We start from the raw sequence: 23,094 nt of genomic DNA on the forward strand, positions 1-23,094 counted from the left end.
CGACATGGCACGCACCATCAGCTACCGAGAAGCGCTCAACGAGGCACTGGTCCAGGAGATGGAGCGCGACGAGAGCGTCATCGTCATGGGCGAGGACAACGCGGGCGGCGCCGGAGCGCCCGGCGCCGACGACGCCTGGGGCGGCGTCCTCGGCGTGACCAAGGGGCTCTACGACCGCTTCCCCGGCCGGGTGCTGGACACCCCGATCACCGAGTCGGCGTTCGTCGGCGCCGCAATCGGCGCGGCCACCCGCGGCATGCGGCCGGTGGCCGAGCTGATGTTCATCGACTTCCTCGGGGTGTGCCTGGACCAGATCTACAACCAGGCCGCCAAGTTCCGGTACATGTTCGGCGGCAAGGCCGTCACGCCGGTGGTCATCCGCACCATGTACGGGGCCGGGCTGCGCGCGGCGGCGCAGCACTCGCAGTCGCTGTACCCGATCTTCACCCACATCCCCGGGCTGAAGGTGGTCCTGCCGTCGTCGCCGTACGAGGCCAAGGGTCTGCTGACCACCGCGATCCGCGACAACGACCCGGTGATCTTCTGCGAGCACAAGGCGCTCTACGACACCACCGGGGAGGTCCCGGAGGAGCCGTACACGATCCCCTTCGGCGAGGCCGACATCGTGCGCGAGGGCGACGACCTGACCATCGTCGCGTTCGGCCGGATGGTCTCGGTGGCCGCGGAGGCCGCCGACGAGCTGGCGCGGTCGGGGGTGCGCTGCGAGGTCATCGACCCGCGCACGACCAGCCCGCTCGACGAGGAGACGATCCTGGAAAGCGTCGAGAACACCGGGCGGCTGGTGGTCGTCGACGAGGCTTCGCCGCGGTGCAACCTGGCCACCGACGTCTCGGCGCTGGTGGCCCGGCAGGGCTTCGGCTCGCTGCTCGCGCCGATCGAGATGGTCACCCCGCCGCACACCCCGGTGCCGTTCAGCGACGTGCTGGAGGACCTCTACATCCCGGACGCGCAGCGGGTCGTCAACGCGGTCAAGAACGTGATGAGCTGGGAGCGCTGAATGACCGACGAGCGGATTCACCGGGTCACCATGCCCAAGTGGGGCCTGTCGATGACCACCGGCAAGATCACCGACTGGTGGGCCTCCGAGGGCGACGACGTCTCCGACGGCGACGACCTCGCCGAGATCGACACCGACAAGATCGCGGGCACCCTGGAGTCCACCGGCGAGGGCGTCCTGCGCCGGATCGTGGTGGCCGCGGGCTCGGACGCACCGGTCGGCGCGACGATCGCGGTCGTCGCGCCCGCCGAGGTGCCCGACAGCGAGATCGACGAGGTGGTCGCCGAGGCGCAGGAGCAGCTGGCCTCCGGCGAGGTCGAGGAGGCGGCCGGTCCGGCGGTGGCCGAGGTCGACGTCGGCGGCCGGATGATCTCCTACGCGTCGATGGGCGAGGGCCCGCAGGCGGTCGTGCTGGTCCACGGCTTCGGCGGCGACAAGAACTCCTGGCTGTTCGTCCAGGAACCGCTGGCGGAGGGCCGCACCGTCTACGCGCTCGACCTGCCCGGGCACGGCGCGTCGACCAAGGACGTCGGCGACGGATCGGTGAACGAGCTGGCGGCCACCCTCATCGCATTCCTCGACGAGCTGGGCATCGAGCGGGCGCACCTGGTGGGCCACTCCCTCGGCGGGGCCGTGGTCACCAACGCCGCGGCGTCGGTCCCGGACCGGGTGCGGTCGCTGACGCTGATCGCACCCGCCGGAATCGGGTCCGAAGTGGACGCCGAGTACCTGCGCGGGTTCGTGGCGGCGAGCACCCGCCGGGAGCTCAAACCGCACCTGCGCAAGCTGTTCGCCGACGAGTCCCAGGTGACCCGCCGGCTGGTCGACGACCTGCTGAAGTACAAGCGGATCGACGGCGTGCAGGAGGCGCTGGAAACCCTGCTGGGCACCCTGCTGCACGGCGAGGCCCAGGCCATCGACACCGGGCCGATGCTGGCGGAGGCCGACGTGCCGCTGGCGGTGGTCTGGGGCCGCCAGGACGCGGTGCTGCCGAGCGCGAACGCCTCGGCGCTCGGCGACCGCGTGGAGGTGCGCTTCGTCGACGGCGCCGGGCACATGGTGCACATGGAGAACCCGCACGCCACCCGAGAAGCCATCGAGTCCGTGCTGCGCTGAGCCCGAGCCCGTGAGTCTCTTTCGGTCGCTATGGGGGACCTCTATTCGTGCCCTGTCGTTACCCACGGCCTTTGCCGACTTGCGACTGGTTCGGCGGGGTGCGGATACGCGGTCTCCACCTGCAAGGGAGGAGCTCTGTCCTCTTCCCGTTGACCTGGCTCCGCCCGATCAGGTCGGGTCAAGGGGGCACCCTCGTGCGTGTGGGAGGTTGCGCAGGGTTTGCCCCCTTGACGCGACCTGATGCCCCTCGAGGAGGTCGACGGGAAGAGGACTGCCCCGAGCGAACCGCAGCATTCGAACTACCGTTCCCGGAGACCTGCCGGGGCCCTGGAACGGCGAGCGCCCCAGTTCTGAGCGGACTCGGCGGCCGGCCACGAAGGCTGCATTCGGCCTCGTCTTGCACGGTGTGACCGGTAGACCGCGGCTGACCATGGCTATCCTGGGACCATGGCTCGGCAGCTGGGCACGGATCGGTTGATCCTGCGAACCTGGCACATCGACGACGCGGAAGCGGCGCTCGGCGTCTACGGGAACGCCGAGGTGACGCGGTGGCTGAGCCCGATCATGGAACAGGTCCCTGACCTTCCAGCCATGCGCCTGTTGCTGCGGCAGTGGATCTCCGAGGACGCCAGGGCGGTCCCGCCGGTTGGGCGTTGGTGCATCCAGCGGCGCGAGGACAACAGCGTGATCGGCGGCGCGACTCTGCTGCGGCTGCCGCCCGGCAACCAGGACCTCGAAGTCGGGTGGCACCTGCATCCGGACCTCTGGGAGCACGGCTACGCGAGTGAGACGATGTTCGCGCTTGCAGGGTGGGCGTTCCGGCACGAGGTCGATGAGCTTTTCGCGGTGGTCCAGCCGGACAACGTCCAGGCAGCTGAAACGGTGCGTGAAAACGGCATGGAATGGGCTGGGGAGACCGACAAGTACTTCGGGCAACGCGTGGAGCTTTACCGGCTTCGGCCAGCGGACCTCGACCGTTCAGCACGGCGCGCGGACCTGCCGCCCGGCTTCGGGGCGCAGTAGCGTCGGGGCACCATGCGCGCCCGCCGGGCCGACGGTCGTCTTCTCCTTGTCTCGACCTTGGGGTGAAGGGAAGATCGTCGGTCATCAGGGATCCGTTTCCCCCGGCGTACAGCGGTGAACTCGCGTCCGTTCTGCCAGTCCCAGAGCAGTCCGGCCTGGCGTTGTTCGCGGTATGGGTCCCAACTCAACCCACTGGGGCGGTCCGCGGCTCCCGATGGCCCAATGCCTCTCCACGGGTTCGTCGGCCGAGCTCAGCTGCGGGCGGTGAGATCTGGTTGAGGCCGCCGTCGACGAAGAGCTCGGTACCGGTGACGAAACTGCTTTGGTCGCCGGCGAGGAAGAGCGCCGCGGCGGCTGCCTCATCCGGGCGCCCCATGCGACCCAGGGGAACCCGGCTCGCGAAGAAGTCCCACAGCTTGGCTGCCTCATCCGGATTGGGGGCGAGGCCGGCGGTGCCGGGTGTTGCGATGGGCCCGGGGACGAGGGTGTCGACACGGATCTTGCGATGCTTGAGCTCATTGGCCCAGGTTCGGGAAAAAGAACGGACGGCTGCCTTGGACGCGGCATAGACGCCGAACGCCTCGCCACCGGAACCCGCCGCGGTGGAGCCGGTGAGGATCACCGAGGCTCCGTCATTCAGCAGGGGAAGCGCCTTTTGGACGGTGAAGAGCATGCCCCTCACGTTGGCGCCGAAGGTGGTGTCGAAATGCTTTTCGGTGACATGCTCCAAAAGAAAGAATTCGCCACTCCAAAATAGGGACACGAATGCAGGTTCGCTGTGGCGACCGAAAGGACTCACGGGCCCTTCGTGACGCTGACTTCCAGGTTGGTGTGGAAGCGGTACGGCCGGTGGTCGAGCAGGTCGGCGAACCGCTTGCGCAGTCGCGACATCTCCGCCCGGACGGTGACCGTCCTGGTGCGGTCGGCGAACAGGTGCTCGGCGAGGTCGGCCGCGCTGGTGCCCGCCCGGTTCCCGGCGAGGTGCAGGAGGATGTCGGCGTGCCTGCCGCTGAGCGGGTAGGTCCAGCTGCCGGTTTCGCGGTGCACCGTCAGCGTGGGCCGGGCGGAGCCGACGTCGAGCACCAGCCGGGTCCCGGCCACCGACCGCTGCCCCTCCGGGCGCAGCAGCACCCCTTCCGGCAGCGGCTCGCACGAGCAGGTACCGAACGCGGGCAGCCACACCCGCTCGGCGCCGGGGCGCTCCGGCAGCACGACGCGGTCGGTCGGCGGCATGCCGGTGGAGGCGGCGACCCAGCCGTGGCGGTCGGTCACCATCGCCTGCCCGTCGATCTTGGCGAGCAGAGGCGCCGCGATCGCGCGCAGCCGGTCGAGCCGGGTGCGATGCGCCTCGCGCAGCCGCGCCTCGGCGAGTCCGGCCACGGCGTGCACCAGCGCCAGCGTGCTGGGGTGGACGGTGCCGGCGGGTCCGCTGATGTTCACCGCGCCCAGCAGGCGGCCGTCGGCGGCGTCGTGGATCGGCGCCGCGGCGCAGGTCCAGGCGTGGTGGGTGCGGACGAAGTGCTCGGCCGAGTGGACCTGCACCGGCCGGTCCTCGACCAGCGCGGTGCCGATGGCGTTGGTGCCCACCGCGTTCTCCGCCCAGCTCGCCCCCTCGACGAACCCGAGCCGGTCGGCGCGCCGGAACACCGACGGATGCCCTTCGCGCCACAGCACCCGGCCGTCGACGTCGACGATGACCACGATGTGCCCCGTGCTCTCGGCCGCGGGCACCAGCCCGGTCCGCAGCGCCAGCAGCGCGTCCCCGGTGAGACCGCAGGTGGCGCGCCGCTGCTCGACCTCCTCGGAGGACGCCGGCCTGCAGTCCCCGCCCCGGTCGGGGTCGACGCCCTGGCTGCGCACCCGTCCCCACGACTGGCGGATCAGCGGCCGGGGCTGCACCGGCGGCCGCCGCCCGGACAGCACGGCCTCGTGCGCGCGGGCCAGGTCGCGGGTGTACTGGTGCGGGTCGACTCCGGTGGGCACGGCGGTCTCGAGGTGGCCGGTCCGCATGGGCAGCTCCCGTCGGTAGGTTTCGCGCGACCACTCGCGGAGCCGACCGACCCGGCGGCCGGAGGACCGCGATGTCCTCACGCCGATCGAAGCGCTACGGGAGACAGCCTCCCGGTTCGCGGCCGGAATTTCCAGGCTGGTCACACGCGGCGCCTACCGCCCTGAGCGCCAAGCGGCCGCCCACCCTCGCAAGACGGTCGGGTAGCCGGCGGTCACGAGAGGAGCGGGAAGCCCCGCAGGTCTGCCGCAGGTGCATCACCTGCCGCGGGATGAACTCCGCGATCGTGAACCCGACGACGTCCGCGGACTCGTCGACGTCGGCCACGATCCGCCGCACCTCGGTGCTGGTGAGCCCGTTGGGTTCCGCGCCGAGGCCCAGGACGAGTTCATCGCTGTCGATCACGTCGACGTCGAAGTGGATCGCCACGCGCGAGCACCCGGTGGCCTCGAGCCAGTCGAGCACCGGCCGTGTGGTCGCGCGCAACTCGTCGGGGCCGAACGACTGGATTCCCCACTCGGCGACGTTGGGGAAGTCGTCATCGGTCCACGAGTGCAGCCCCACGAGGGCGACCCGGTCCGGCGAGACGGTCGCGGGCAGCAATTCCTGCACGTCGGGATCACCGTGGCCGGTGAGCGCGGCCACGGCCATCGTGGCCCGGGTACTCGCTGCGCGGAGTGCCGATGTCGGGGTGCGCGTCGATCCAGACGACCGCCAGGTCGTCGCCGTACCTGCGGGCGAGCTCGGAGAACGGTGCCACGCTCACCGAGCACTACCCTCCGAGGGTCGTGATGCGCGCCGGATCGTGTCCGCGGATGACCTCGAACGCGCTCGCGAGCTGGTCGAGCACGGCCGACTTGGCTTCAACTCCGTCTCGCACGTCCAGACCCTCGTCGGACATCGTGACCGGCGCGGTCGCGGTGGGGCCGTCGTGCGGCGGCAGGACCGCTTCGAGGACCGCGGTGCCCACGGCGTAGCCGCGGCGGGCGACCTCGAGCGGGAGCTCGGAGGCGAACGCCTCGACGCCGGCCGTGCCGGCACCCTGCCACTGGGGCCAGAGGAGCCGGAGGTGGACCCCGCCGTCGGAGGTAGCTGTCCGCGACGGATCGGGTTGCGCCACTGCTGGTTCCTTCCTCCGGAACCACCCTGCTGGACCGCTCCCTGACCCGGCGGCAGCAGCCGGCCGCAACGGGTTCAGCGGTGCTCGGCACGTCCCACCCGCAGAAGGCCCGCCACCACCCGCTGACCACGGGCCTGCACCGAGCCGTCATGGCGTCAACGTCCTTGGGCCCCGTCGCCCTGTAAGCCACGCTCGTTGTGCGCTAGCGCACACACCCTGCGGCGGCAGGAACCGCGAGCCAGGTGTCCACGACCTGTGGCCGTACGCGACATGCGCTCGGCGGGTACCCGCTGGCCCTGCCGAGCGGCGCCAACGGCGGAGGGATTCGCAGGTGGACGAGATCGGCGTGATCGGAGCGGGCGGCGAAGGACTGGCCGTGACGGCCTACCTGTCCTCGATCGGACGCATGGTGCGGCTGTGCACCCGCGATCCCGCACGGATCGGCGGAATCCGGCGCACGAGAAGCATCCGGGCCACCGGGTCCCTGGAGGGCCGCTTCCCGGTCGGGGAAGTGACCGGCGACCCGGCCCACCTGGCCTCCCACTGCCGTGTGCTGGTCGTCGCCGCGATCACCACCGCCTACCGCGACATCGCTCGCGCGCTGGCGCCCCACCTGACCGGCGACCACGTGGTGGTGCTGTTCTCCAGCAAGCTGTGCGGCAGCGCCGAGTTCGCCGAAGCCCTCAGCCGCGAAGGACGGCACGGCGTCGACGTGGTCGAAACCGACGCGCTTTTCGCGGCGCGGCCCCGCGACACCGACGGGGTGGCGGTGCTCGGCGTGAAACGGTGGAACCTGCTTTCCGGTGCCCGCCGGGAGTCCGTCACGCGGTGCGCTCCCCTGCTGCGCGAGTGGTTCCCGTGGGTGGAACCGGCGCGGAACCTGATCGAGCGCGGGCTCACCGACTTCGGCGCCGTGGCCCACGCCCCGATCGCCCTGGCCAACCTCGGCAGCATCGAGCGCGGCGAGGAGCTGCTGTTCTACCTCGACGGCATGTCGGACCGCACCGTGGTGCTGCTGGAGCAGGCCGAACGGGAGTTCCGCGCGGTCGCCCACGCCTACGGTGCGGACCTCACGCCGATGGCCCAGGTCCTCGACCGCTACTACGGCTGCCGGACCACCTGCGTGCTCGACGCCATGCGCAGCGTCGAGGCGTACCAGACGATCCCGGCACCGGAGTCGCTCGACCACCGCTTCCTGCGCGAGGACATCGCCTCCACCCTGGTCCCGCTCGAAGCGCTCGCGGCCACGGCCGGTGTGCCGACGCCGATGATCAGCTCGACCATCAACATCATGTCCCTGCTGTCGGGCGAGCAGTTCCGCGACACCGGACGCACCCTGCACCGGCTCGGCTGGGCCGAGCTCACCCACGACGAGATCCTCGACCGCATCTCGCCCGATGATCGGCACGCACTTGCCGTCGATAGCCTCGTCCCGACTCGGTAGGTACTTGCTCAGCACCCTTCGTAGTCGGAGAGGACGGCGACCTTGCCGGCCGACGCGGAGTCCGGGTCGAAGCGGTAGCCGAGCCATTCCCGGGCGAGCCGCCGCGCCAGCTCCAGGCCGATGACGCGCTGGCCGAAGGTCAGCACTTGGGCGTTGTTGCTCAGCACGGACCGCTCCACCGAGAAGCTGTCGTGCGCGGTGACCGCTCGGATGCCCTTGACCTTGTTGGCGCTGATCGCCACCCCCAGACCGGTTCCGCACACCAGCAACGCGCGGTCGGCCTCGCCGCGCGCGACCATCTCGGCCGCGGCGATGGCGATGTTCGGGTACGCGGTCACGTCGTCGCCGTTGACCCCGACGTCCACAACGGACCCGACGCGCGGGTCCTCCGCCAGGTCGCCTTTCAGGACGTCCTTGTACTGCAGGCCGGCGTCGTCCGAACCCACGACGACGCGCAACGGCTCGGCCTCACTCATCACTTGCCTCCACTGCTCGGGCAGTCGTCTCGGCGACCAGGGCGAACGAGATGGCACCGGCGTCGGGGGTGCCGATGCTGCGTTCCGCCAGCGGCCGGGCGCGGCCGACCCTGGGGGTGAGCGACGCGGTGTCCTCGGCGGCCTGGCGAGCGGCCGCGGCGGCCCGGCGCCAGGAGCCCTCCGCGGCGAAGGACCGGGCGAACGGAACGATCGCGTCGATCATCGTCTTGTCGCCGACCTCGGCCTTGCCGGTGCGCTGGATGGCTTCCGCGAACGCCGCGACACCTGCGGCGATGTCGGACCGCGACGGCGTGCGGTCGTCGCCCAGGCACTCGGCGAAGGCGCGCAGGCCGGTCCCCCACAGCACGCCGGAGGTGCCTCCCGCCCTCGCCGCCCAGGCGTCGCCCGCCTCGGCCAGCACGGACCGCGCTCCGGCCCCGGCGGCGCAGGCGGCCGCGGCGGCCTCGACGGCTGCCGTCGAGCCCTTGACCATGCCGCGCCCGTGGTCACCGTCGGCGGCCACCGCATCGATGCGGCCGAGCTCGTCCTCGGCCTCGCCGATCGCACGCTGCACCGCGGTTAGCACTTCCACCACGGTCGATGCGCACGCGACCGATTCCGGGGTGGCCTGCGGGTACTGCACGGCGCTGTCGGCGACACCGTCCTCGACGTGCTGGGGCGCGACAGCGGTGGTGGGCCGCGGCCCCTTCCGGTAGGCCGGGGTGTCGGCCGGAGCGCACCAGTACCGCTCCAGCTCGCGGTCCAGCCAGACCAGGGTCAGCGACACACCGGCCATGTCCAGGCTGGTGACCAGCTCGCCCACCTCCGGCTCCACGATCTCGAGCCCGGCCGCGCGCAGCCGCTCGGCCACCCGCGCCCACACCACGAACAGCTCCTCGTACTTGGTGGCGCCGAGCCCGTTGAGGATGACGCCGACCCGACCGCCCGCACCGTCCGGGGCTTCCGCCAGCACGCCGTCGACCAGGGTGTCGGCGACCTCCGAAGCACTGGCCGTGTCCACATCGGACACGCCGGGCTCGCCGTGGATTCCCAGGCCCAGTCCCATCTTCCCGGCGGGCACGGTGAACAGCTTGTGGTCCTGCCCGGGCAGGGTGCAGCCGTCGAAGGCGATGCCGAGCGTGCGGGTGCGGTCGTTGGCGGCCCGGGCGACCCGCTCCACCTCGGCGAGCGACCGGGCTTCCTCGGCCGCCGCCGAAGCGAGCTTGAACACCGCGAAGTCACCGGCGATGCCGCGTCGCTTCTCCTCCTCACCCGCGGGTGCTGACGCCACGTCGTCGGTGACGACCACGGTGCGGCAGTCGATTCCTCCGGCCCGCAACCGTTCCTGCGCAACGCCGAAGTTCATGTTGTCCCCGGCGTAGTTGCCGAAGCCGAACAGCACGCCGCCGCCGCGGTCGGCCGCCTTCGCGACGTTGTAGGCCAGTTGCGCCGAGGGCGAGGTGAAGATGTTGCCGACCACGGCACCGTCGCAGAAGCCGGGCCCCACCACGCCGCAGAACGCCGGGTAGTGGCCCGAACCACCGCCGATGACGACGGCGACCTTGCCGCGCGGCCCGGGAGCCGAACGCACCACTCCCCCGTCGACCGCGCGGACGTACTGCGGGTAGAGGTCGCAGAAGCCCGCCATCGCGTCCTCGGTGAACCGGGCCGGATCGTTGGAAAGTCGGGTCACGATTCCTCCGCTAGACGATCGCGCTGGCGCCGAGGACCAGCAGCAGCGCGACGATCGACATGATCGACTGGGCGACGGTGTAGACCTGGAACGCGCCGCGGGTGGACAGGCCGAGCAGACCGCGGAACATCCAGAAGGTGTTGTCGTGCACGTGACCGCCGAAGCTCGCGCCGGCCGCCGCCGCCAGCACGACCAGCACCGGGTTGAGCCCCAGCGAGCCGACCACCGGCAGCAGCAGGGTCGCGCCGGTGATCGCCGCGACCGACCCTGAGCCCTGCGCGAGCCGCAGCAGCGCGGCGACCACCCAGGCCAGCACCAGCGGGGAGAAGCTGCTCGCGTGGAACGTCCCGGCGACGATGTCGCCGACGCCGTTGCGGCTGATGACCTCGCCCAGCGAACCGGCCACGCCGTTGAACAGCAGGATCGTGCCGCTGGTGGCCGCGCCCCGGCTCAGCGCCTGCTCGACCGCCCGCATCGACAGCGAGTAGCCGCAGATCCCGCAGCCCAGCAGCAGGCCGATCAGCAGTGCCACCACCGGATCGGACAGCAGCGTCACCCAGCCGATCTCGGCGCCCGCGATCTCGGTGGCGGTGCCGGCCACGATCAGCAGCAGCGGCACGATCGCCGGGATCAGCAGCACGATCAGCGGCAGCCGGCGCCTGGGCTCCTCGACCTCGTCGACGGCGATCCCCAGCGAGGTCGCGTCGGACTCGGCCTCGTCCTTGGCCGGGTTCCAGGTCCGCCGCATCAGCTTGCCGTGCAGGAAGACGCTGATGACGATCGACAGGATGCCGACCACGCCGCCGACCAGCAGCATCATGCCGAGGGAGGCGCCGAGCGCGCCGGAGACCGCCAGCGCCGCCGAACCGGGCAGGATCATCAGCAGGCCGACTTCCAGGCCGATGGCCAGCGCTCCGCCGACGGCGGCCACGCTGATCCCGGTGCGCCTGGACACCGAACGCGCGATCGGCGCGAGCATCACCAGCGCGACGTCGAAGTAGATCGCGGGGAACACGACGCCGGATGCCAGCCCGAGCGCGTACGGAGATTTTCCGCGACCGAATATCCGGAGGAACACCTCCACGATTCTTTGCAGTGTTCCGGTGGCCGACAGAATAGATCCCAGCAACACACCGAAGCCGATGATCAGGCCGACGTCGGCCATGAGCTTGCCGAAGCCCTCGGTGACCGCCTCGGTGGTCCCCTCGACACCGAGACCGGTCGCCAGTCCCAGGTAGAGCGCACCCAGGACCAGCACGACCACCGGGTTCAGCCGTGCCGCCACGATCAGCGCGATGATTCCCACCAACGCGATCGCGGTGTGCAGAAGAATGATCGAATGGGGCATGACGCCTGTCTTTCCGTGATCCTCGACGTTGAGGAAAGGCCGGCAAGCAAAGGACTTCCCGGCGTGGTTCTTCGAGCGCGCTGGTCGCCTGGTTTCCGGCAGTCAACCACGACCGGAATTCCGGTCCGCGCTCGCTCTGCAATCGGATCGCGTTTGTCCGGACGGTGACGACACGACTACGGGAAGTCGGGAATTCGCATCCCGTCCCGCGAACTCACTGGATGTGCGAGCCGCCGTTGATGTCGAAGGTCGCGCCCGTGATGTAGCCGACGTGCTCGCCTGCCAGGAAGGTGACGGTGGCCGCGACGTCCTCGGTGCGGCCGTTGCGGCCCACCGGGATGTCGGCGATCAGCTTCGCCTTGCGCTCACCGGCGAGCGCGCCACCGGTGATGTCGGTGTCGATCAGGCCGGGTGCGACCGCGTTGACGACCACGCCGTGCGGCCCGGCCTCGCGGGCCAGCGCCCGGGTCAGCCCCAGCACGGCGGCCTTCGCGGCCGAGTAGTGCGAGCCGCCGAACACGCCGCCGCCGCGCTCGGCGCTGACCGACGACAGGTTCACGATCCGGCCGTAGCCGCGTTCGATCATGCCGGGCAGCACCCGCCGGGTGACCAGGTACGTGCCGGTGACGTTGACGCTGAAGACCAGGTCCCACTCCGCCTGCTCGATGTCGAGGAAGCGGGTGGGCCGGGTGATGCCCGCGTTGTTCACCAGAGCGGCGACCGGCGGCAGGTCGGAGGACTCGAGCTCGCCGACGGCCCGCCCGACCGAGGCGGCGTCGGTGACGTCGGCGGCCAGGCCCAGCGCGGGGACTGCGCCGCGCTCCCCCGCCGCGGCCGCGGTGCGCTCGGCGGCTTCGCCGTCGATGTCGAGCACGGCGACGGCGAAGCCGGCGTCGGCCAGGTGCAGCGCCGTCTCGCGCCCGATGCCGCGTTCGGAGCCGGCTCCGGTGATCACGGCGGTGCGAGTGGTGGACATGCTTCTCTCCTTGCTGGTCGGGGTGCGCCGTCGGGCATTTGTGGGTGGTGTGCCTTCGGGTCTTTGTGGGGTTGGTGTGCCGTCGGGTTTCTGCGGGTTGGGCTTTCAGGCCATGAGGTGCGGGGCGATGAGGTCGACGGCTCGAGCGGCCGCCGCTTCGCGGTCGGCCTCGGCCACGTCGTGGGTTTCCAGTTCCAGCACGTAGCGGCCGGGGTAGCCGTGCTCGCGGAGGGCGCGGATGACGCCCGGGAAGTCGGCGCGTCCGCGGCCGAGGCTCAGGTTGATATCGCCCGGCACGGCGTCGCGCAGGTGGACGTGCTCGATGCGGTCGGCGAAGTCGCGGACGAAAGCGACCTCGTCGATCTCCCCGGCGACGACGTGGCTCACGTCGAACACGAACCCGGCCGAGTCTGCGGGCACCCGTTCCAGCAGCGCTTCGGCGCGTTCCCGGGTGTGGCAGAAGCGGTGGTGGTGCAGGCCCTCGACCAGCAGCCGGACGCCGCGCTCGGCGGCCAGGTCACCGAGCAGCCGCAGACCGCGGGCCAACCGGTCGAGGTCGGTGGCCTCGTCGACGAACGGGTCCCTCGCCTGCGCACCGCAGGGCACGATGATCGCCGCGTCGAGGCGTGCGGCCAGCGAGACCAGGGCGCCGCCGGTGGCCTCGAGGACGCCGTCGTCCAGCCCGGGGTCGTTCATCGCCCCCGGGTCGACGTTGATCGCCCAGGTCCGCACGTCGTGCTCTCCGAGGCCGCGCACGACGTGGTCGGCGTGGTCGCCCAGCGGCGTGGGGATGTGGTCGCACACCCCGGGCAGGCCGCCGAGGTCGATGCCGGACAGACCGAGGCCCGCGATCGTGCGGAGCGCTTCCGGTAACGCCCGGTGGCGGAACGAGATGGTCGAGCACCCGAGCTCGGAGGTCTGTGTCTTCAATCGGCACCCCTTCGTGCTGCCAGTGCCGCACAGTCAACGCGGCCAACAGTCGACTGTCAACAGTCAACCTCGATGGACTGGAGATCGACAGCACGACGACGGGAATGACGACGGTCCGGTGCCCTGACCTCCCGCGCTGGCCGACATGGACGGCAGAGTGCGGCAGAGCCCGCGCCAACCGCGCGACGCGATCAGCAGCGGTCGGTTCTCACCGGGTCGACGACGGCACACAATTCGCGATCCCGCATGAGCGACGTTGTCCGTTTCGGGACCACACCACGACGTTCGCCGCTATAGTCCTCCGCCGAGGTGAGTCGTCGTGGATGCGCTGTTGTGGGTTCTGCAGGGGGTCATGGCCTTCCTCACCATTCCGTCAGGCCTGATGACCGCTCTGCGCCAGAACGAGCGGGTCCACATGCACGGCATGGAGGTCCGTCTGGGCGATGGGCCGAGCCCCGCGGCGCGGGTCGGCGGTGTCCTGTCGGCCGCCTGCGGGACCGCGCTCGTGGTTCCCGGACTGATCGACGAGGTCACGATCCTGACCCCGATAGCCGCGCTGGCACTGGTGGCGCCGGCACTGGCGATCCCGGCGCGGCGGGCGATGCAGGGCTCGATCGGCCCGGTCGCGGCGGTCTTCGGAATGCTCTACCTCGCCGCACCGCCGATATTGGTGGCATGGGGCCGATTCGGGCCCTACCCGCTCTAGCCATCCGAGGCCGCATGCCGCATGCCGATTGCCAAACCGGCGGGCGGCATGGATCATGGGCCCCATGATCATGCGAAAGGACGACACCCGCTCCATCTGGTGAGCGCCCACGAACCCCGAGCCGAACGGCAGGGGACCACAGCTCCCATTCCTCCCGCGGGCGAACCGGTCCTGGAACATCTGGACGCCCTGCCCTTTCCCGCGCTTATGCGCACTCTGGCCTCCCGCGCCCGTGCCATGTCGGCCGCGGATTACGAGCGGATCCACACCGCCCTCGATGCCGGGAACACCTACGAACGCCACATCGGCCTGCACCTGGCCGTGGTCCGCCGCGACCTGAACGCCGTCGAACGGGCTCTCGCGGACCCGGTCCTGCGTCGCCGCGCCCTCTCCGCGTCGATCCGGCTACCGGTCTCCGACCGCGCGCTGACCGCGCTGGTGGAGCACTCGACTGCTCGGGACCGCACCGCTGTCTACGGGGTGCTGCGACGCTCTCGGCGCCGCGAACTCGCCGATGCACTCGTGCCGCTCGTGCGAGATCGCTACGGGCGAGCCGACGTCGCGCGGTTGCTACCAGCGTGTTCACCGAAGGTGGTCGAGCACTGGCTGCCCCTCGCCGGGTCGAACACGACCCTTCTGCGCAGGCTCGCCCGCACCGCACCCGCGGTGGTCGCGCGACATCTCGTGAGCGAGTTGCCCACCCAGGACTGGCGGCGTCGCAACGGGGGGCTTCTCGGATACCGAGGTGTGCTGGACGTGCTGGCCACCCGTGCACCGCGGGAGCTCGCCTCGGTGCTGCGAAACCACCCCGGACTGCGCCAAGTCGCGCTGACCCGGGATCCTCGGATGACGTCGGCTCTGCTGACCGAACCGGAGGCGATTCTCGACGCCCCGTCCGCGCAGCACTGGCCGATCCACCACGACGTCCGGCTGTCCTCCGGCGCCCGGAACGCGATCGCCGGTCTGGACGTCGAACAGGTCGCGAGACTGCTGAGGAAGTTCGCGGCCCTTCCCGTACGAGGCAGGGTGCTCGAAGCGATGCCACCGCACACGCGGCGTCGCGTGCTCGAACGCGCCTACCCGGACGAGCAGGTGGCCACGCACGTCACGGTGGACGAAGTGCGCCAACTGCCACCGGAGGATCGCGTCGGGCTGGCCCGCCGGATCCTCGCTGATCTCGAGAGGCCCACCTGCGGATGGCGCCATCTGGAGATGACCGGGATGCTGCCCTACCCGGAGGCGGCCCCGGCTCTGTCCGAAGCGACGGCGAGCCACCGCTACCAGGAACGCCGCCTCGCCTGGGAGTCGTTGCTGGGATGCGCGGTGCTGGAAGGTGATCGCACTGCGTTCTCCCGGGCGGTCACCGAGGCCCGACGCGCCTGGTACGACCAGGATCTCGTCCGGGTGGCGGCACTGCGCCCGATCGCCCACGCGCCCACCGCCCTGCTGTCGGCGGTCCCGGTGTCGGTACCGCGCGAGGTCGTCGCGGCGGTGACCGGTTCCCGGGATGCGACCGAGACCTGCTTCTCCCTGGTCTCCCGGTGGTTGTCCCGATCCCTCGCCCACGCGTCGACCGAGACGTCGGCCGAGCGCGCGGAGGAGTTGCAGGCCCTTCTTGTTCGCCTGCACGGCGATTCCCGATCGCCGCGCCCGCCGGTGGAAGTCGCGGGCCGGGACCTCGGGCGACGGCTGTGGTCGCAACTGCGCTCCCGACTCGACCACCAGGTCCGCAGTGGCCGATTCGATGCCGTTTTCCGGTTGGCCGCAATGGTCGAGCCCGGCTCGATACCCGAACTCGACGAACTGCTCGGCACGATCTCGCGGACGGCCACCGAGCCGCGCGATGCCGCCGAAGCGGCGAAGCTGTGGATCGCCGCCCCCTCGACGCGCGAAGACCGCGTCGGTGAGCTGGTCGAGCACGATCCCGCCCTGGGACGGATCGAGTGCGTGTGGCAGGTGGTCGCGACCCGCCGCACCGACCTGCTCGACCGCGTGCTCTCGCGGGACAAGGCGCCGCCCGCCGTTCCTGCCGGGCGACGCGGCAGGTGGACACCCACCCAACGCCAACTCGCCGAAGCCGGCGCGACAACGGCGGCGTTCGATGCCGATCTTCCCATGGTGGAACGGGAAATGGCCGTCGCGGCCTTGTCCGATCCGGACTCGCTCACCGCCCTCGCCGACAGCGCCGCACCACCGGTCGCCGCAGCAGCACTCGGAACACTGGCCCGCGTCGCGCCCGCCGGCCAAGCCCTGCACGTCCTGCTCCGGCACGCCACAGAAGACGGCGGTCCGGCTCGCCGGGCCGCCGTCCGAGCCCTCGCGGAATGCGTCGACTCGCTCCCGGACTCGCGGGCGATCGAGGCGCTCCGTCCGTTCGTGCTGGGCCGCAAGTCCGTGGGTGCGGCCAAGGAAGCGGTGCGGCTCCTCGCGGGCCGACGCCTGGTGGGCGGCACGGACCTGCTCGTGGCCGCGTGGCGGACACCGGATCTCCACCGCGACGCCCGAGCCGCCGTGGTCGCCGCACTCGTGGGCGTGCTCGGCGAGGACGACCGCGTTCCCGCGATCCTGGGCGAGGCGGTCCGAGGCGGCGAAGCGGTCAGGGCTCCGGTGCTCGACCTCCGCCCCGCCGAGGTCACCGGCGACCAGCGACCCGTACTCGCGCGCACCCTCGCCGGTGCGCTCGACACCAGGGATGCCGAGGTCATCGGCGCGTATGCCGAGTGGTGGCAGTACGCACCCGGGGGGCTCGCGGGGCTGGACCCGGTTGCCGCGGTGACGGCACCCCCGACGGCGTTCGGCGCCATGGCGTCGTTGCTCTGCCGCGCCGCCCGCCACGACGACGGTCTTCGCGCGCTGCGCGCCGTCACCGACCAACTCACCACGGAGATCGGCAACGGCTCCGCCACGGCGCGCAAGCACTTGGAAAAGCTGCTGTCGTGCTGGTCGATCCCCACGCAGGAGCAGAAGGAAGCAGGCGCGGCGCGCGTACTCGCCGACGCGTGCAAGCGCGTGGACATGCACGCCGCGGCAGTGCCGCTGCTCATGCACCTCGCACGACTTTCCCTCGCCGGACCGCCGGAACCGGACTCCTGGACCGAACTAGTCGCGACGATCGACGAACGCCCCTACCGGTGGAAGTCGTACGGGCTGCTCCAGCCCCCGCTGCGCCCGGACGAACTGGACACGGCACTCGCCGTCGCCGACCACCTCAGCACGCTCGACGGGTCGGTCCCCGGACTGCTCGCCGTCCAACTGGTCCTCGCCGGACGAAGGCTGGGCGACCGGACCGGCTCGTGCCGCGACCGGCTCGCCGCCCTCCGCGAACACCCGGACCCGGACGTGCGCGAATGCTTGCGCGGCAAGCACTTCTGGCAAGTCGGTTGGTAGCGGCGTGATCGCGGGCCTAGCCGCCGAAGATGGTCCTCAGAATGCCGTTCAGGACGCTGGAGGATTCGCTGGGCGCTGTGACGACGAAGAAGAACAGGAACGAGCCGATGCCCATGAGCACGAAGGCGATCCAGCCGACGATGACGCCGGCGAGTGCCACACCCCGGTTGCGGTAGTGACCGGGGTCGCGATCGATCGACCGCAGTGCGATGTGCCCGAGGATCGCTCCGATCAGCCCGAGCAAGACGGCGCCGAAGCAGGTGACGAGCCCGGCCACCGACACGCACAACGAGGCGATGGCCAGGCCGTTGCCGCGCGGTTCCGGCGGACGGTGCGCCTCGTCCGACGCCGAAGACGGCCTCGGCTGGTTGGTCATGACTGCCCCTTCTTCCGAGATCAACCCGGCCAGTATGGGTGTGCCGCCTACCTCTCGTGGTGGGTTCGGACGAACAGGGCCGTGCAGGGCCCTAACAGCCGACCGTGAAGTGCTTGTCCTCGCGCGGGTTCTCGAGCTCGTCGACGACGGCCACGGCGAGGTCCTCGGCTGAGATTCGCGATGCGCCGTCGTCGCTCGTGATGAGCGTGGTGGTGCCGCGCCGGTATTTCCCGGTGCGACGTCCGGGTTCGAGGAGCGCCGGTGGGCTGACGTAGACCCAGTCGGCAGGGTGCGATCGGCAGGCTTGCAGTTGCGCCAGGCTGGCGGCGGCGATGGTGCGAACTGCTTCCGGCACGTACTCCGGGCTGTCGAGGACGAGCAGGCCGGGGTGTCCCGGAACCTGCAAAGGCGCGGCGCCGCCGACAACGAGGATGCGCGCCCCGGCGGCGCCCGCCGCGTCGAGCAGCGCGGTCGTGGTCGTGGTGACGCCGTCCTCGCTGCCAGGTGCGGGGCGGGTCGCAGCCACGGCCGCGTCAGCGCCGTGGAAGAGCCCGCTCATGTGGTCAGGGTCGTTCGCGTCGCCCTCGACCGCCGTCACGCCGGGCGGCAGGTCTGCCGGCGCTGCTTTCCGGAACACGGCGAGGACATCGTGTCCCCGGCTCGCGGCTTCGCTGACGACGCGCGAACCGACCATGCCTGCGGCTCCGACGACGGTGATCTTCATCGCGGTGTCCTTTCCGGGGTTGCGGGTGGAACAGACGAGCGGGCGGGCTGCGGAAGCTGTCCCGCGACGATCGCGGCCAGCGACAGCGCGAACCCGACGAGCTGGACCGGGCCGAGTGCCTGACCGAGCAGCACGGCGCCGAGAACGGCGGCGACCAGCGGCGAGAGCAGGCCGAGAACCGCGACCGAGGTGACGGGCAGCGCGGTGACCCCGCGGAACCACAGGACGTAGGCGACCAGGCCGCCGACCAGCCCCAGCCAGAGGTAGCCGAGGGCGGCGCCCAGGTCGATCGCGGGAGGTGCCCCCTCGACGAGGGAGGTGACCGGCACCAGGAACAGCCCTCCGGCGGTGAGCTGCCACCCGGCGAAAGCGGTGGCACCGACCTCGGCGGGCCTGCCCCAGCGCTTGGTCAGCGTCACCCCGAGCGCCATCGAGGCCGCGCTCGCGAGGCCCGCCACGATCCCCACGGCGTCGAGTGCCGCGTTCGGCCCGATCACCACCAGGCCGACTCCGACGACCCCCGTCACGCCCCAGACGAACCGCCAGGCGGAGGGGCTTTCGCGGAGAACCGCCACCGCCAGGACGGCGACGATGAGCGGCTGCGCCGCCGCCAAGGTCGCGGCCACACCTCCCGGCAGGCGTTCCGCCGCGATGAACAGCAGCGGGAGGAACAGCCCGATGTTCAGGACGCCGAGCACCGCGGCCTTCCCCCACCACGCTCCGCGCGGCAGTGCACGGCCGATCGCCAGCGCGACCAGGCCGGCGGGCAACGCCCGCAGCAGCCCCGCGAACAGCGGGTGTCCGGGCGGGAGAAGCTCGGTGGTGACGACGTAGGTCGTGCCCCACACCGCGGGAGCCAACGCCGTCAGGGCGGTGCGGGACAGATCCCCATGAGGAGCACTTCCGCCGACTCCGCCGGCATCCATCCGTGCTGCTGGACTTGTCATACCCGCAATCTCACCCGGCAGCGATCGATGAGTCCAACACATGTTTGTCACTTCATCGATCGCGGGACAAGATGGATACATGGAGCTCCAGCAGCTGCGCTACGTCATCGCCGTCGCCGAGACGAACAGCTTCACCCGCGCCGCCGAACGGTGCCTGGTCGTCCAGTCCGCCCTCAGCCACCAAATCGCCCGCCTGGAAAGGGAACTCGGCGCGAGGCTCTTCGAACGCACCAGCCGCCGGGTGCGTCTCACCGCGGCCGGCGCGGCGTTCCTCCCGGCCGCACGCCTGTGCCTGGACGCCGCCGAGCGTGCAGCCGCCGAGGCCGCCGCCGCTGTCGGCGAGGTGCGCGGACGGCTCGCCGTGGGCCTGATCGCCACCGTCGCCGCGGTCGACATCCCCGGCGCCCTGCGCGACTTCCACCAGCAGTACCCGCACGTGCGGATCAGCCTGCGCGTCGGCGCGAGCGAGGAGCTCGTCGAGCAGGTCAAGGAAGGCGCCATCGAAGTGGCTTTCCTCGGGCTGCCGACCACGGCGCGGCTCCACGGCGTCAACGCCCACGAGCTCGCCCGCGACCGGCTCGTCGCCGTGGTCGCGCCGGACCACCCGCTCGCCGGCGAAACCACCACCGACCTGCGCAGGCTTTCGTCCGAGGTGTTCGTGGACCTTCCGGCCGGGACAGCCGGACGCGCCCAGTCCGACCTGGCCTTCTCGGCCGCCGGGCTCAGCCGCGACGTCGCGTTCGAAGTGACCAGCGCGTACCTCGTGGCCCGGCTCGCCGCCGAAGGCCTCGGCATCGCCATGCTCCCGGCCGCATACGTGCCCCAGCTCACCGACGTGACCACCATCGAGGTCGCCGACGCGGCCGCCCGCGTCGAATACGTCATCTGGAGCCGCTACACCCGCACACCGGCGGCGTCGGCCTTCCTGACCATTCTCGACATCCCGGCAGAAGAGCAGGACAACTGACCCAAGGGTCAGAGGGTGCAGCGGGCGGACGGCAGGAGCACAGTTCCTCCTCGGAATTCATGGTCGTCGCTGCCTCTGCGGGCGGTCGCGTCGGAGCCGAGGAGACACCTGGCTGCTGCGGCACACTCGATCCCCGAGCGGAGTGCCCCTCGCCACTTTCGCGCTTCGCGGCGCGACTGCGCTTGACCATGCCGCTACGGCACGGTTTCGACTGGAACCCGTCGGCGCGACCACGCCGACCGAGCCGCTTTCGAGGACGAGGTGACGGTTGTGGCGTGGAGTACCCGCGAGATCGCCGAGCTCGCCGGCACGAGCCTGCGGGCGGTGCGGCACTACCACGAGGTCGGCCTGCTCGCCGAGCCCGAGCGGCGCGCCAACGGCTACAAGAAGTACGGCGTGGCCCACCTGGTGCGGCTGCTGCGGATCAAACGCCTGACCGACCTCGGGTTCTCGCTGTCCCAGATCGCCGCCATGGGCGAGGCCGACGACCACCCGGCCGACGCCCTGCGCGCCCTCGACGCCGAGCTGGCCGCCACCATCGAACGCCTCCAGCGGGCCCGCGGCGAACTCGCCGTCATCCTGCGCCAGGCCGTGCCGACCGACCTGCCCCCGGAGTTCGCCCCCGCCGCAGTTCCGGAGCTGTCCGAAGCCGACCGCTCCTTCGTCGTCGTCCTGACCCGGGTCCTCGGGCCACGAGGCATGCAGGCCTACTCCGAGATGCTGCAGGACCTTCCCGACGATCCCACGGCCCCGGAGTTCGGCGAGCTTCCCGCCGACGCCGACGAGCCGACCCGCCAGGACGTGGCCGAACGCCTGGTCCCCTACGTCCGCGCGCTCCACGCGGAGCACCCCGGGTTGCGGGACGCCAACGCCGACGCCCCGGGCGGAGCGCAGTTCGCCGAGCAGACGGTCGGCAAAGCCCTCGTGGACCTCTACAACCCCGCCCAGCTCGACGTCATGCGCCGCATCGAGTCACTCCTGCGCGCATCCGGGCCCACCGATCCCACCTGATCTCCAGGGCGTGAAGCAGACGCCAACTCCGCACCGCCGCGGAGCATTCCCTAGCGGCGCAGGGTGGTCTCGCGCTCCATGTGCGACAGCTTGTCGGGATTGCGCACGGCGTAGAGACCGGTGATGAGGCCGTCGTCGATGCGCACCGCCACGACGGTGTCGAGCTCGCCGCCCCGCCGGAGCACCAGCGCCGGGTAGCCGTTGACCTGCGCCGGCAGCAGCGACGCCGTGCCCGCGAGCCTGCCCAGCCCGGCGGCGAGCAGGCGGGCCACCTTGCCCGCTCCCACGACGGGTCGCAGGACGGCCTGCTTGACCCCGCCACCGTCGCCCAGGAACACGACATCCGGCGCGAGGATGTCGAGCAGTCCCTGCATCTCGCCCGTTTCGGCCGCCCGCCGGAACGCATCGAGCGCGTCCTTGGTCTCGGACGCGGAAACGACACCGCGCGGTCTGCGCGACGCGACGTGCGCCCGTGCCCGGTGCGCGATCTGGCGGACCGCTGCCGGGGTCTTGCCGACGGCTTCGGCGATCTCGTCGTAGCCGACGTCGAACACCTCGCGCAGCACGAACACCGCCCGCTCGGTCGGGTTGAGCGTCTCCAGCACAAGCAGCATCGCCATCGAGACGCTGTCGGCCAGCTCGACGTCCTCGGCCACGTCAGGCGCGGTCAGCAGCGGCTCGGGCAGCCAGGGGCCGACGTAGGACTCCTTGCGGCGGCCGAGCGCGCGCAGCCGGGCGAGTGCCTGGCGGGTGGTGATCCGGACCAGGTACGCGCGCCGGTCCCGCACAGCGCCGAGATCGACACCCGCCCACCGCAGCCAGGTCTCCTGCAGGACGTCCTCGGCGTCGGCGGCCGAGCCGAGCATCTCGTAGGCGACGGTGAACAGCAGGTTCCGGTGGGCGAGGAACGCCTCGGTGGCGGGACCCGGGACGTCGTCGCGGCTGCCCCTGCCGCGATCGCCGGGCGCGGTCTGCGACGTGCCGGCCATGAGTGGCTCCTCCTCGTTCTCGGCTGTGCCACCCACCAGACGCCGGAGCCCGCCGTTCTGTGACACCGGAAGGGCAGCCAGGCCGGCTCGACGTGGCGCGCATCACACGTTGTCACAGGGCTCGGGTCGCGGGCATCTCGTGTTCGTCCAGCGCAACACCACGAGAGAGGACGAAGCCGTGGACGCCCGATTCGACCTGTTCACCAACGAGATCGCCGCCAAGTTCGCCAAGCGGTTCGCCGGCGCGGGCCTGGTGATCCACCAGTCGCCGCTGCCGAGATCCACGCAGGAGCTGGTGTCGCTGCGCGCGAGCCAGATCAACGGCTGCGGCTGGTGCATCGACATGCACACCAAGGAGGCCGCGGCCGCCGGTGAGACACCGGTGCGGCTCCACCTGGTCGCCGCCTGGCGCGAGTCCACCGTGTTCACCGAGGCCGAGCGGGCCGCGCTGGCACTGGCCGAAGAGGGCACCCGCCTCGCCGACGCCCACCCCGGCGTGTCCGACGAGACCTGGGCCCAGGTGCGCGAGCACTACGACGACGACCAGATCGCGGCGCTGGTCTCCCTGGTCGCCCTGATCAACGCGGCCAACCGGCTCGCGGTGATCGTGCACCAGCGGGGAGGGTCCTACGAGCCCGGCATGTTCGCCGCCGCGTTGGACTGATCGGCAGACGTGCCCGGCCCAGGTCACTCGCCCCGGGCCGGGCCCGCGCGCGTCCGGGCACGGCTGTTTCGCCACGGACCCCGGCGGGCGGTCTATACGATGATCGTCATGGGGGGACCGCGCCGCGCCGGACTGGCGGGTGCACACCGGGCTTCCAGGTACCCCGCTTGC

The 23,094-nt window shown here is 71.3% G+C and carries 23 protein-coding genes; 9 read left to right on the forward strand and 14 right to left on the reverse strand.

What is annotated here, in order from left to right:
• The first annotated feature begins 4 nt into the window (after window positions 1-4).
• From SACE_RS23060 to SACE_RS23070, 3 genes are all read left to right on the forward strand, one after another.
• Window positions 5-1,018, forward strand: coding sequence for an alpha-ketoacid dehydrogenase subunit beta (locus tag SACE_RS23060; RefSeq protein ID WP_009949818.1), 1,014 nt, complete (start codon window positions 5-7; stop codon window positions 1,016-1,018).
• Window positions 1,019-2,134: an acetoin dehydrogenase dihydrolipoyllysine-residue acetyltransferase subunit gene (locus SACE_RS23065; RefSeq protein WP_009949817.1), complete on the forward strand. Its 1,116-nt coding sequence runs from the start codon at window positions 1,019-1,021 to the stop codon at window positions 2,132-2,134. It abuts the gene before it with no gap.
• A gap of 447 nt (window positions 2,135-2,581) precedes the next feature.
• Window positions 2,582-3,157 carry a GNAT family N-acetyltransferase gene (locus SACE_RS23070; protein WP_009949816.1) on the forward strand — a complete coding sequence of 192 codons (576 nt, stop codon included), beginning with the start codon at window positions 2,582-2,584 and terminating at the stop codon, window positions 3,155-3,157.
• Between the two features lie 184 nt (window positions 3,158-3,341).
• Here the strand turns inward: SACE_RS23070 and SACE_RS23075 are convergent, their stop codons facing one another.
• From SACE_RS23075 to SACE_RS38880, 5 genes are all read right to left on the reverse strand, one after another.
• Window positions 3,342-3,920, reverse strand: coding sequence for an SDR family oxidoreductase (locus SACE_RS23075; RefSeq protein WP_231849733.1), 579 nt, complete (start codon window positions 3,918-3,920; stop codon window positions 3,342-3,344).
• Between the two features lie 32 nt (window positions 3,921-3,952).
• Window positions 3,953-5,167, reverse strand: a complete 1,215-nt coding sequence (locus SACE_RS23080; protein WP_009951111.1) for a helix-turn-helix domain-containing protein — start codon at window positions 5,165-5,167, stop codon at window positions 3,953-3,955.
• A gap of 94 nt (window positions 5,168-5,261) precedes the next feature.
• Window positions 5,262-5,816, reverse strand: a complete 555-nt coding sequence (locus tag SACE_RS38870) for an arginase family protein (protein WP_009951110.1) — start codon at window positions 5,814-5,816, stop codon at window positions 5,262-5,264.
• Window positions 5,785-5,931, reverse strand: coding sequence for an arginase family protein (locus SACE_RS39810; protein WP_011874448.1), 147 nt, complete (start codon window positions 5,929-5,931; stop codon window positions 5,785-5,787). The genes SACE_RS38870 and SACE_RS39810 overlap by 32 nt, the downstream gene beginning before the upstream one ends.
• A gap of 6 nt (window positions 5,932-5,937) precedes the next feature.
• Complete coding sequence (locus tag SACE_RS38880) at window positions 5,938-6,285, reverse strand: arginase family protein (protein WP_011874449.1); 348 nt, start codon at window positions 6,283-6,285, stop codon at window positions 5,938-5,940.
• Between the two features lie 331 nt (window positions 6,286-6,616).
• On the opposite strand from SACE_RS38880, the gene SACE_RS23095 reads away from it, so the two are divergent.
• Entirely contained in the window at window positions 6,617-7,729 is a 1,113-nt protein-coding gene (locus tag SACE_RS23095) for an NAD/NADP-dependent octopine/nopaline dehydrogenase family protein (protein WP_009951108.1), read from the forward strand.
• A gap of 8 nt (window positions 7,730-7,737) precedes the next feature.
• Here the strand turns inward: SACE_RS23095 and SACE_RS23100 are convergent, their stop codons facing one another.
• The 5 genes from SACE_RS23100 to SACE_RS23120 all read right to left on the reverse strand — a co-directional run bounded on the left by SACE_RS23100 (window position 7,738) and on the right by SACE_RS23120 (window position 13,152).
• A complete protein-coding gene (locus SACE_RS23100; protein WP_009951107.1) occupies window positions 7,738-8,205 on the reverse strand; it encodes a ribose-5-phosphate isomerase in 468 nt (155 codons plus the stop codon).
• The gene (locus SACE_RS23105; protein WP_009951106.1) at window positions 8,198-9,898 is read right to left on the reverse strand and encodes a dihydroxyacetone kinase family protein; all 1,701 of its coding nucleotides are present in this window, start codon (window positions 9,896-9,898) and stop codon (window positions 8,198-8,200) included. The genes SACE_RS23100 and SACE_RS23105 overlap by 8 nt, the downstream gene beginning before the upstream one ends.
• 10 nt (window positions 9,899-9,908) lie before the next feature.
• A complete protein-coding gene (locus SACE_RS23110) occupies window positions 9,909-11,246 on the reverse strand; it encodes a GntP family permease (protein ID WP_009951105.1) in 1,338 nt (445 codons plus the stop codon).
• 214 nt (window positions 11,247-11,460) lie between these two features.
• Complete coding sequence (locus SACE_RS23115; RefSeq protein ID WP_011874451.1) at window positions 11,461-12,222, reverse strand: SDR family NAD(P)-dependent oxidoreductase; 762 nt, start codon at window positions 12,220-12,222, stop codon at window positions 11,461-11,463.
• Between the two features lie 105 nt (window positions 12,223-12,327).
• Window positions 12,328-13,152 carry a sugar phosphate isomerase/epimerase family protein gene (locus tag SACE_RS23120; protein WP_009951100.1) on the reverse strand — a complete coding sequence of 275 codons (825 nt, stop codon included), beginning with the start codon at window positions 13,150-13,152 and terminating at the stop codon, window positions 12,328-12,330.
• A 319-nt stretch (window positions 13,153-13,471) separates the two neighbouring features.
• On the opposite strand from SACE_RS23120, the gene SACE_RS23125 reads away from it, so the two are divergent.
• Together SACE_RS23125 and SACE_RS23130 are read left to right on the forward strand one after the other, a co-directional pair.
• Window positions 13,472-13,858 (forward strand): hypothetical protein, encoded by a 387-nt coding sequence (locus tag SACE_RS23125; RefSeq protein WP_009951098.1) that lies wholly within the window; start codon window positions 13,472-13,474, stop codon window positions 13,856-13,858.
• Between the two features lie 237 nt (window positions 13,859-14,095).
• Complete coding sequence (locus SACE_RS23130) at window positions 14,096-17,245, forward strand: hypothetical protein (protein WP_231849734.1); 3,150 nt, start codon at window positions 14,096-14,098, stop codon at window positions 17,243-17,245.
• Between the two features lie 16 nt (window positions 17,246-17,261).
• On the opposite strand, the gene SACE_RS23135 is transcribed toward SACE_RS23130, so the two are convergent.
• The 3 genes from SACE_RS23135 to SACE_RS23145 form a co-directional block, all read right to left on the reverse strand.
• Window positions 17,262-17,621, reverse strand: a complete 360-nt coding sequence (locus SACE_RS23135; RefSeq protein ID WP_009951095.1) for a DUF4190 domain-containing protein — start codon at window positions 17,619-17,621, stop codon at window positions 17,262-17,264.
• Window positions 17,622-17,712: 91 nt separating this feature from the next.
• Entirely contained in the window at window positions 17,713-18,345 is a 633-nt protein-coding gene (locus tag SACE_RS23140) for an NAD(P)-dependent oxidoreductase (RefSeq protein ID WP_011874452.1), read from the reverse strand.
• A complete protein-coding gene (locus tag SACE_RS23145) occupies window positions 18,342-19,271 on the reverse strand; it encodes an EamA family transporter (protein ID WP_173401322.1) in 930 nt (309 codons plus the stop codon). The genes SACE_RS23140 and SACE_RS23145 overlap by 4 nt, the downstream gene beginning before the upstream one ends.
• A gap of 100 nt (window positions 19,272-19,371) precedes the next feature.
• Here SACE_RS23145 and SACE_RS23150 point away from each other — a divergent pair, with 100 nt between their 5' ends.
• Together SACE_RS23150 and SACE_RS23155 are read left to right on the forward strand one after the other, a co-directional pair.
• Window positions 19,372-20,259 carry a LysR family transcriptional regulator gene (locus SACE_RS23150; protein ID WP_009948909.1) on the forward strand — a complete coding sequence of 296 codons (888 nt, stop codon included), beginning with the start codon at window positions 19,372-19,374 and terminating at the stop codon, window positions 20,257-20,259.
• Window positions 20,260-20,529: 270 nt separating this feature from the next.
• A complete protein-coding gene (locus tag SACE_RS23155) occupies window positions 20,530-21,270 on the forward strand; it encodes a MerR family transcriptional regulator (protein ID WP_009948907.1) in 741 nt (246 codons plus the stop codon).
• Between the two features lie 50 nt (window positions 21,271-21,320).
• Here SACE_RS23155 and SACE_RS23160 read toward each other — a convergent pair whose 3' ends face one another.
• Window positions 21,321-22,259 carry an RNA polymerase sigma-70 factor gene (locus tag SACE_RS23160; RefSeq protein WP_009948905.1) on the reverse strand — a complete coding sequence of 313 codons (939 nt, stop codon included), beginning with the start codon at window positions 22,257-22,259 and terminating at the stop codon, window positions 21,321-21,323.
• Window positions 22,260-22,437: 178 nt separating this feature from the next.
• Between SACE_RS23160 and SACE_RS23165 the strand changes: the two genes are divergently transcribed.
• Window positions 22,438-22,923, forward strand: a complete 486-nt coding sequence (locus SACE_RS23165; protein WP_009948904.1) for a carboxymuconolactone decarboxylase family protein — start codon at window positions 22,438-22,440, stop codon at window positions 22,921-22,923.
• The last annotated feature ends 171 nt before the right edge of the window (window positions 22,924-23,094 follow it).

This window comes from Saccharopolyspora erythraea NRRL 2338, assembly GCF_000062885.1.
Classification (GTDB): domain Bacteria; phylum Actinomycetota; class Actinomycetes; order Mycobacteriales; family Pseudonocardiaceae; genus Saccharopolyspora_D; species Saccharopolyspora_D erythraea.

What these genes read in the sequence shown, in the direction of transcription:
- SACE_RS23060 (WP_009949818.1), top strand. Translation starts at nt 5, where the DNA reads ATGGCACGCACCATCAGCTACCGAGAAGCGCTCAACGAGGCACTGGTC.
- SACE_RS23065 (WP_009949817.1), top strand. Translation starts at nt 1,019, where the DNA reads ATGACCGACGAGCGGATTCACCGGGTCACCATGCCCAAGTGGGGCCTG.
- SACE_RS23070 (WP_009949816.1), top strand. Translation starts at nt 2,582, where the DNA reads ATGGCTCGGCAGCTGGGCACGGATCGGTTGATCCTGCGAACCTGGCAC.
- SACE_RS23080 (WP_009951111.1), bottom strand. Translation starts at nt 5,167, where the DNA reads ATGCGGACCGGCCACCTCGAGACCGCCGTGCCCACCGGAGTCGACCCG.
- SACE_RS38870 (WP_009951110.1), bottom strand. Translation starts at nt 5,816, where the DNA reads ATGGCCGTGGCCGCGCTCACCGGCCACGGTGATCCCGACGTGCAGGAA.
- SACE_RS23100 (WP_009951107.1), bottom strand. Translation starts at nt 8,205, where the DNA reads ATGAGTGAGGCCGAGCCGTTGCGCGTCGTCGTGGGTTCGGACGACGCC.
- SACE_RS23110 (WP_009951105.1), bottom strand. Translation starts at nt 11,246, where the DNA reads ATGCCCCATTCGATCATTCTTCTGCACACCGCGATCGCGTTGGTGGGA.
- SACE_RS23115 (WP_011874451.1), bottom strand. Translation starts at nt 12,222, where the DNA reads ATGTCCACCACTCGCACCGCCGTGATCACCGGAGCCGGCTCCGAACGC.
- SACE_RS23130 (WP_231849734.1), top strand. Translation starts at nt 14,096, where the DNA reads ATGTCGGCCGCGGATTACGAGCGGATCCACACCGCCCTCGATGCCGGG.
- SACE_RS23135 (WP_009951095.1), bottom strand. Translation starts at nt 17,621, where the DNA reads ATGACCAACCAGCCGAGGCCGTCTTCGGCGTCGGACGAGGCGCACCGT.
- SACE_RS23140 (WP_011874452.1), bottom strand. Translation starts at nt 18,345, where the DNA reads ATGAAGATCACCGTCGTCGGAGCCGCAGGCATGGTCGGTTCGCGCGTC.
- SACE_RS23145 (WP_173401322.1), bottom strand. Translation starts at nt 19,271, where the DNA reads ATGGATGCCGGCGGAGTCGGCGGAAGTGCTCCTCATGGGGATCTGTCC.
- SACE_RS23150 (WP_009948909.1), top strand. Translation starts at nt 19,372, where the DNA reads ATGGAGCTCCAGCAGCTGCGCTACGTCATCGCCGTCGCCGAGACGAAC.
- SACE_RS23160 (WP_009948905.1), bottom strand. Translation starts at nt 22,259, where the DNA reads ATGGCCGGCACGTCGCAGACCGCGCCCGGCGATCGCGGCAGGGGCAGC.